Annotated in this window: 6 protein-coding genes and 3 pseudogenes; 3 read left to right on the forward strand and 6 right to left on the reverse strand. The window is 70.4% G+C overall.

Features of this window, described 5'->3' with window-relative positions; all coding sequences use genetic code 11:
- Positions 1-20 precede the first annotated feature (20 nt).
- The gene (locus AOK15_RS20050; RefSeq protein WP_055518785.1) at positions 21-1,289 is read right to left on the reverse strand and encodes an MFS transporter; all 1,269 of its coding nucleotides are present in this window, start codon (positions 1,287-1,289) and stop codon (positions 21-23) included.
- A gap of 337 nt (positions 1,290-1,626) precedes the next feature.
- Positions 1,627-2,076: a DUF6069 family protein gene (locus tag AOK15_RS20055; protein ID WP_055518787.1), complete on the reverse strand. Its 450-nt coding sequence runs from the start codon at positions 2,074-2,076 to the stop codon at positions 1,627-1,629.
- Positions 2,077-2,206: 130 nt separating this feature from the next.
- Here AOK15_RS20055 and AOK15_RS20060 point away from each other — a divergent pair, with 130 nt between their 5' ends.
- Both AOK15_RS20060 and AOK15_RS42355 read left to right on the forward strand, forming a co-directional pair.
- The gene (locus AOK15_RS20060) at positions 2,207-2,710 is read left to right on the forward strand and encodes a MarR family winged helix-turn-helix transcriptional regulator (protein ID WP_055518789.1); all 504 of its coding nucleotides are present in this window, start codon (positions 2,207-2,209) and stop codon (positions 2,708-2,710) included.
- Positions 2,700-3,044 (forward strand): annotated as a pseudogene (locus AOK15_RS42355) (transposase family protein); the annotation flags it as partial. The gene AOK15_RS20060 and the pseudogene AOK15_RS42355, both read left to right, overlap by 11 nt.
- A 314-nt stretch (positions 3,045-3,358) precedes the next feature.
- Here the strand turns inward: AOK15_RS42355 and AOK15_RS20065 are convergent.
- Positions 3,359-3,922, reverse strand: coding sequence for a Uma2 family endonuclease (locus AOK15_RS20065; protein ID WP_055518799.1), 564 nt, complete (start codon positions 3,920-3,922; stop codon positions 3,359-3,361).
- Between the two features lie 354 nt (positions 3,923-4,276).
- Between AOK15_RS20065 and AOK15_RS20070 the strand changes: the two are divergent.
- A pseudogene (locus AOK15_RS20070) lies at positions 4,277-4,934 on the forward strand (transposase); the annotation flags it as partial.
- A gap of 15 nt (positions 4,935-4,949) precedes the next feature.
- On the opposite strand, the pseudogene AOK15_RS42360 reads toward AOK15_RS20070, so the two are convergent.
- The 3 genes and pseudogenes from AOK15_RS42360 to AOK15_RS44065 all read right to left on the reverse strand — a co-directional run.
- A pseudogene (locus AOK15_RS42360) lies at positions 4,950-5,696 on the reverse strand (IS256 family transposase); the annotation flags it as partial.
- 807 nt (positions 5,697-6,503) lie between these two features.
- Entirely contained in the window at positions 6,504-6,728 is a 225-nt protein-coding gene (locus tag AOK15_RS20085) for a heavy-metal-associated domain-containing protein (protein WP_055518795.1), read from the reverse strand.
- A 96-nt stretch (positions 6,729-6,824) separates the two neighbouring features.
- Positions 6,825-7,115, reverse strand: a complete 291-nt coding sequence (locus AOK15_RS44065; RefSeq protein ID WP_055518797.1) for a hypothetical protein — start codon at positions 7,113-7,115, stop codon at positions 6,825-6,827.
- Positions 7,116-7,306 lie beyond the last annotated feature (191 nt).

Genomic DNA, 7,306 nt, shown 5'->3' on the forward strand with positions numbered 1-7,306 from the left:
TCCCATTTTGCTCGGAGCTCTTAAACCAACTGCTCCGGCAACGGCCGGGGATCGACGGCACCCACCCGGCGGCGGGCCGCCCACAGCCCCGCCGCGACGAGGGCGGCGGCCAGCCCCAGCACGCCCACCGCACCGGCGAGACTGCCGGCCGCGGACTCCCCGGCGAGCAACACCAGCGGGCAGATGAACTCACCGCCGAAGAAGGCCGCCGTCCACAGCCCGGTCCCGCGGCCGCGGTCCTCGAACGCCAGGCGGGACATGGCACTGGTGAGAAGGGCGGGCAGCAGCATGCCGGTGCCCACACAGTTGACGACCGCCCCGATGACCAGCAACGGGGCATTGCCCGCGAGGGACATCACCCCGAAGCCGACCGCGCAGACCGCGAAGACGACGGGCAGCATCGGGGCGGGAGAACGCTTGAGCCGGGCGAAGGTGACCGCTCCGCCCACGGTCGCGGCACTGGCGATCGCGGTGGCCAGTCCGATCACGCCGGTGTTCTCCACCCCGAGATCGTCGAGCAGGTACGACATCTCCACCGGGACGGTGTAGAAGACCATCGCCCCGAAGAAGGTGAGGGCACAGATGCCGCCCAACTGCCGCCAGGGGAAAGCGCGGCGGGCCTCCGTCCCGGCCGGAGTCTCCTCGCCGCCCGCGCGGGCCGCCGGGTTGGGCAGGGCGGTTGCCATCAGCGGGGCGAGCAGCAGGCTGACGGCGTAGACCCAGAAGGGCACGCGCCAGCCAGCCGATCCGGCGGCCCCGCCGAGCACGAAGAAGACGGTGGCCGACGCGGAGGCGCACATGGTCTGCAGGGCGAGGTACTTCACCCGCCGGTGACCGCTGTAGTAGTCGCCGATCAGCGTCGTGCAGCACGTCATGATCGCGGCCTCGGCGACGCCGACCAGGGCGCGGCTGGCGATGATGCCGCCCAGCGAGTCCAGCCACAGCGGTGCCGTGCCGAACAGCGCGTACAGGACGGTCGCCACGACCAGCAGGCGCTTGCGGCCCACCCGGTCCACGATCACCCCGGCGAACGGGGCCAGCAGCGCCAGCGCCAGCGCCGGGACGGTCAGTGCGAGGGGCACCAGCGCCTTGGCCCCCGGGACCGACGCGAAGTGGTCCTGCATCTTCGGCAGTACCGGGGCGATCAGCACCGCCCCCAGGATCGGCAGACAGCTACCCGCCATCAGAAGGGTCACCCGCAGCAGATGGGCCGGGCCCGAGACGGCGACGGCTGACGGAGGGGTGGCATCGACCGCCGCGTGAGGCGGCGGGGGCACGGAACCGGGCATGGCGACTCCATTGAGCGGTGTATGGGAGTGGGCATGCCTCACGGGCGCCGACGGCGCACGGCATGCCGGGGGAGCCCGCACGCCGGCGCCATCCGGACAGCGGCGTGCGGTAGCGACGACTATGGGGGCGCCGAAGCGCCGGTGCCATCCCCTGCGCGATCCGAATCCCGTATCCGGGTTATCCACGCTGTGGATAAGACGGTCGACCGTCACGCGGACGGAAGACGTGCACGACCGTCCCTGCGCAGCGGTGTCCCGGAGCTCGGTCGTCCCGGCCCCCGGGACACCGCCGACAGCCGAGAGTCGGCAGCCGGCACGTCGCGCACGCCGGGCGGCGTCAGCGGACAGGCAGCGGCAGGACGCGCCGATAGGCGGCGACGGCGACGACCGCGACCACCACATGCATCACCATCAGCGCGGCGACGGCCAGCGGCCCACTGCCGGGCGTACCGCCCCCGAGCAGGGACAGGTCGGGCCCGAACGACACGACCACGAGCACGGGCACCAGCCACCGCAGCAGCCCCGCCGGGTTCTTGGCGACACGACGGACGACCGCCCAGCCTATGGCGCCGAGGACGACACCGAACACCGTCAGCGGCCCGTACGCGGAGAGGTGCAGCGGAGCGAAATCGCCCGACGCCCCCGCCGCGCGGGCGAGCAGCGCGACCACCACGTTAGCGAGGACGGCCACGACAGCCGCCGCGAGAAGTCCCGCGACCACGGTCAGGCCACGGGAGCGCGGCGCGGGCGGGGCGGACGATACGACTTCGGGGACGGAACCAGGCATGGGGACCTCCTGCGGAGAGCTCAAGAACGACAGGTGCAGCGCCAGAACGGCAGGCGTTTGATTCCTCAAACATGCGGGACGCTACTCCTTAGTGTTTGATCAGGCAAACACCTCGGTTAGAGTGGCCACCATGACGTCCTCCCGGTGGCTCGCTCCCGAAGAGCTGCGAGCCTGGATCAACTACCTCGACTGCTCGACGCTGCTGAACGACTACCTCGATCAGCAGTTGCGGCGCGACGCGGCCATGACGCACGCGGACTACAGCCTCCTGGCCCGCCTGTCCGTGGCACCCGACCGCGCCCTGGGGATGTCCTTGCTCGCCGAGCAGTTGAAGTTCACCCGCAGCCGCCTCACGCGCGCGGTGATCCGTCTGGAGGAGTCGGGCTACGTGCGGCGCCGGGAGGATCCGGCCGACGGACGCGGACAGCTGGCCGAACTCACCGATGCCGGCATGGAGTTGATGACCAAGGTCGCCCCCGGCCACGCTGCTGCCGTACGCCGCGTGGTGTTCGACTCCCTCAGCCCCGAACAGGTGGAGCAACTCACCACCATCACCGCCACCGTGGTGGCCTCCCTCAAGCAGGCCGGCGAGGAGGACGCCTACCCGGCGGCCCTGCCGTGGCATCGCCGCTGACTTTCGAGAACCCGCCCCGTTCACCGGGCTGAGCCCGCGTCAGTTCGGCAAGCCGATCACCACGTTGCGGCGCGAGGGTGCGGATCCGGTGCGCAAGGGCCAGCCGTGGAGGCTGCCGCTCGAGGGCCGCGTGCTGCTGGTCGCCGCGTACCGGCGGACCGACCTGACCCCACACCAGCCGGCACCGCTGTTCGGGGTGCCCAAGTCCGCAGCCGACCGCATCATCGACCACCTCGGACCTGCGCTCGCCGTCCAGCGACGCATGCGGTTCCGCAAGGACACCGTGCTGGTCGTGAAACAGCACCCTGTCCCCACGGTCGATCACAGCGCTGCCGCACCGTGTCTGCCTCGGCCGGCTCCGCCCGGCGTCGCAGACACGGTGCGGCTGCGCTGTGGAACGCCCCCACTTCGGGTGCTGCTCCGTTTCGACCACCGAGAACAAGACCGCAGGTCAGGCACCCTTGTCCGCAGGCTCAAGAATGGCCACGCACTCCACGTGCAAGGTCATCGGAACGGTGTCAGCCTGGACAGGGCCGACAAAAGCTGCAGGTCAAGTGCAGCTTTCCCGTCCGGCGGACGGGCTTTCAGGGGCCACGAGCGTGAAACGAGCGTCACGGCCGACAGGAAGCGCCGACATGAGTCCCGCCCTCAACCGCGGCTGGCTCCCGGCACGAGGGCGTCGAGATCGATGTCGACGGGGAACGGGACGGACACCTTGAGCCGGCCACGGTGGATCCCGGTCGCCACGTAGGAACTGGTCATTACATCGAGCTCGTAGGTGTGGACGGTAGGGGCACCGGCCTCGTCCTCGATGCGCCAGAAGTGCGCGATCGCGGCCTTGGCATACTTGAAGGGCTTCAGGGATCGGTCGCGGTCCGCCGACTCCTCTGAGACGACTTCGACGACCAGGGCGACATCCTCGGGTGCGTACCAGGTGCGGTCAGGATCGAATGCGGCGGTGGAGACCAGAATGTCGGGCTCGGGGCGGCTCTTCAGGTCGAGGCGAACGGTCATCTCCCGCTCGGCCTCGAAGCCCTCGGGAGCTGCCTGTCGCAGGGCGAAGGTGAGGTTCTCCACCAGCCTGGAATGCCAGGAACGCTGCGGCGACATCATGAAGATCAGGGCTCCGTCGATAAGCTCTGTGTGCCGCGGCGCTTCGGGAAGGTTGTCGAGGTCGTCCGCCTCCCAGCCACTGGGCCGGGGCGGGATCATCCAGTCGGGCAGTTCGGCGGTCACGGCTTCCTCCACGGGCCTTCGGAGATCGTCAAGGGCCTTGAACCGGAGCACTGGCTGCGGCTACGCGACGGTGACAGCGTAGTCGATGCCGCCACCAGGCGGCCCCCAGAGGCAACCCCTGCCAGGGCGAACCGCGTGCCACACTCGTGTCACGGTTCGTCTGTCACCCGTACCGCTCCCCCCAGCCGCCACAACGCCGGTCCAGCACCACGGTGCCGACCGACATGGAGCCGCCCCGCACGGCGACACGGTCAGGTCGACCTCGGGGCGGGTCCGTCGACGCCGTCGGGGCCGTATCACCAGGCGTCCAGTTCGTCGCCGTCGATCGGGGAGATGTTCGCGGACATGTATCCCTCGGCGAACAGGCGGCCCAGTATGCCGCCGCAAGTCCTGGCCGCCGCGATCACACTGCAGGCCCTGCACGGGCTGTCGGACTTCGAGACGGTCCAGGAACTGCGGTGCGACCCGCGGTGGAAGGCCGCATGCGGGCTGGGCCTGAACGATATAGCGTTCGATCCGTCGCTGCTGGCCTACTTCCGCCGCCGGCTGGCCCGTTCCGCCCGCCCGAACCGTATCTTCGAGGCCGTGCGCGAGGTGGTGAAGGCCACCGGCGTGCTGAGGGGCAAGCACCGCCGGGCCCCTGGACTCCACCGTGCTGGACGACGCGGTCGCCGCGCAGGACACCGTCACTCAGATCATCGCCGCCGTCCGCGCGGTGCTCCGCAACGTTCCCGGGGCCGCTGAAGTGGCAGCGGTGCAGTGCACCGCACACGACTACAACGACCCGGGCAAGCCCCGCATCACCTGGAACGACGAGCAGGCCCGCGCCGAACTGGTCGACGCGCTGGTCACCGATGCCCTGCGGCTGCTGAGCCACCTGCCCGATGAGCAACTCGGAGAGAAGGCCGCGAACGCGGTGGGCATCCTGGCCCTCGTCGCCGGGCAGGACGTCGCGCCCGCCGAGGACTCCGACGGCCGCGACGGACGCTGACGCATCACCCGGGGCACCGCTCCGAACCGCCTTGCGGATCGCGGCCACCAGGCCGCTGTGACTGTCGGAGATGACCAGACGGACCCCGCCCAGGCCGCGTTCGCGCAAGGAGTGCAGGAACTCGCTCCAGAACGCCTCGGTCTCCCTGTCCCCGACCATCACGCCCAGCACCTCACGGCCGCCGTCCTCGCTGATGCCGGTGGCGATGACCACGGCCTGGGAGACGATCCGGTGGTTCACACACACCTTGCAGTAGGTCGCGTCCAGGTAGAGGTAGGGGAAGCGGCTGTGGTCCAGAGGCCGGCTGCGGAAGATGGTGAGCTGTTCGTCCAGGTCACCACAGATCCGCGAGACCTCGCTCTTGGAGATGCCGCTGTCCGCGCCGAGCGCCTTGACCAGGTCGTCGACCGAGCGCGTGGACACCCCGTGCACATACGCCTCCATGATCACCGCGTACAGGGCCTGGTCGATGCGGCGGCGCCGTTCCAGCAGGCTGGGGAAGAAGCTGCCGCTGCGCAGCTTCGGTATCGCCAGGTCCAGGTCGTCGGTCTGGGTGGCCAGGGTCTTCTCCCGGTGGCCGTTGCGGAAGGCTGTGCGGGCTTCGGTGTGCTCGTTCCACTGAGCGCTGATCCGGCCGCTGAGCTCGGCCTCGATCAGCTCCTGCAGCATGCGCTCCGCGACGTTGCGGACGAGCTCGATCCCGCCCGCCGTGCGTAGTGACTCCAGCAGGCGTTGTAGGTCGGACTGGGACAAGGCCATCGGGCACCTCCAGGGTTGAACTGGCCGTTCACCAGGGAGATTTGCACGGTGGCCTGCCTCATGCGCAGGGAGCGGAGGCCATCACCGGATGCACGCCCAGGGCATCCGCCCGCGCACACCCACACGGTGATCGCCTACACCACCACGCGGGACGCCATCCCGAGGGTCGGTGATCCGAACGCAGCACTCGGCGACGAGCCCCTTGATCAGCTCATGACCCTTCGCCCGCCCGGCCCGCGCGACGGGCCTCTCGCTGTGGGCATCCGGGGGCCGGCGGGCGCTGCCGACTCACCGCCACCAGCGGCCGCAGAGTCGTCGTCGATCCTCAGGACACCACCATCCCGCAAGGCATCGGCCGAGAGCCAGTCACTCGACATTCAGGCTCCACCACCCGCGCTGGAAACGAGACCGTTCGACTGCCCGTACTGCCGTATAGAGCCGAAAGACACCCGCCAGCAGTGGGAGTCCCCTGGGACTTTTCTGGGACTTTTCTGGGACTTTTCTGGGACTTCCGGGCCCATCAAGCGGCACGAGCGTGAAACAGCCGAAAGATCATTCGCGCAGGTCATCGACTACAAGTCACTCATCGCGGCAGGTCACCACGTTCGCTGGTCTCTTCCGGGACATCTGAGCGCCGTACCACCAGCGCGGCCGACAGCCGGGGGGCGCGCGACGGGGCGACGGGGCGGTGGTCCGGGCGGCCGGATCGTTGGTAGGGGGCGGCCCTGGGGAAAGACCCACGGGCCACCCCCCCGGCAGGCGATCAGGCCTCCGCTCAGGCGCGTTCAGGCCGCTCGTTCGGGTCGCTCACGCCGCCGTTCGGCGTACGACCTCCGCGACCTCGTAGCCCGCCTCGACGATGGCCGCGCGTACGGCGGCGTCCTCGACCCTGTCTCCCGAGACGATCACCAGGCCCGACCTGACGTCGACGTCGACGGCCGTGACGCCGGCCACGCGTACGACCTCCTCGGTGATGCTCGTGGCGCAGTGGCCGCAGGTCATTCCGTCCACGGTGAAGATCTTGTCCGCCATCGGGTCGCTCCTGTCCTTCTCCTCCCCGGGCCGCCCCCCAGGGGCCGGCGACGCCGGGGCGTGTGGCACGGGGTACGGCCCGGCGGCCCGCCGTGTTCAGGGGGCCGGAGGTCGAGCGACCGCGAACCACAGTTCCGGCCGCTCCCAGGTGACCTTCGGCGGCGTGGGCCCGACCGCGCCCACGCGCTCCGCGCCCATCCGCCGGTAGCCCTCGCCCTGTGTGTCGTCCGCGACGAACGCCAGGTCCAGCTCCGGCGGATCCGCCTCGGTCGGCAGGGCGTAGAAGCCCAGCAGGCGTCCGTCACCACGGAGGCGGTGGCGGAGGCGGTGGCGGTGGCGGAGGCGGTGACGTGCCGTACGGCCGGGCGCCCGGGGCCGTGACGTCACCGGTGAACGGCTGGCGGCCGCGCCACCGGGAGTGACCCGGGCGACGCACCCCTCCCTCCTCGGCCAGGGCACCGTCGCCTTCCTGGGCCCTCGCCATCCGGCCCGGAGCCTCGCGGCACTCCCGTCACCGCCGCCGTGAACAGCGGTGACAGTGTTGACGGGGGTGACGGGGGTGACGGGGGTGACGGGAG

The sequence above is a fragment of the Streptomyces ossamyceticus genome (assembly GCF_001418475.1).
GTDB lineage: Bacteria > Actinomycetota > Actinomycetes > Streptomycetales > Streptomycetaceae > Streptomyces > Streptomyces ossamyceticus.

Bases quoted from the DNA above. Each gene is read 5' to 3' on its own strand.
- AOK15_RS20060 (WP_055518789.1), top strand. From the start codon at position 2,207: ATGACGTCCTCCCGGTGGCTCGCTCCCGAAGAGCTGCGAGCCTGGATC.
- AOK15_RS20085 (WP_055518795.1), bottom strand. From the start codon at position 6,728: ATGGCGGACAAGATCTTCACCGTGGACGGAATGACCTGCGGCCACTGC.
- AOK15_RS20050 (WP_055518785.1), bottom strand. From the start codon at position 1,289: ATGCCCGGTTCCGTGCCCCCGCCGCCTCACGCGGCGGTCGATGCCACC.
- AOK15_RS20065 (WP_055518799.1), bottom strand. From the start codon at position 3,922: ATGATCCCGCCCCGGCCCAGTGGCTGGGAGGCGGACGACCTCGACAAC.
- AOK15_RS20055 (WP_055518787.1), bottom strand. From the start codon at position 2,076: ATGCCTGGTTCCGTCCCCGAAGTCGTATCGTCCGCCCCGCCCGCGCCG.